The sequence below is a fragment of the Halomonas sp. SIMBA_159 genome (assembly GCF_046536035.1).
GTDB classification, from domain to species: domain Bacteria; phylum Pseudomonadota; class Gammaproteobacteria; order Pseudomonadales; family Halomonadaceae; genus Vreelandella; species Vreelandella venusta_A.
Genome location: NZ_JAWJBT010000991.1, coordinates 1 through 257, shown reverse-complemented (window position 1 = coordinate 257; position 257 = coordinate 1). Strand labels below are relative to the sequence as shown.

The window sequence follows — 257 nt, the reverse complement described above, 5'->3', positions numbered from 1 at the left end:
AGCAAAAGACTTACGTGAAAAAACCTATGGTCGATGAAGCGACGCTAAAAGCGCAGGAAGAAGCCCGTCTGGCGGAAGAAAAAGCCAAAGCAGAAGCGGAACAGGCGCGTCAGGAAGCTGAGCGTAAGGCGAAAGAAGTTGCAGCAGCTAAGGCAAAAGAAGAAGCTGAACGCAAAGCCGCAGAAACTAAACGTCGCGATGAAGCCAAACAAGCGCAGTTGCTAAAAGACGACCCGGAAGAAGCGGCGCGTCGTGCT

General features: G+C 52.1%; 1 protein-coding gene. It reads left to right on the top strand.

Translation table 11 applies throughout. The features are described from left to right. Positions 1-14 precede the first annotated feature (14 nt). Positions 15-257: hypothetical protein (locus tag R0J87_RS22225; protein WP_498889026.1), on the top strand; the 243-nt coding region annotated here is incomplete at its 3' end.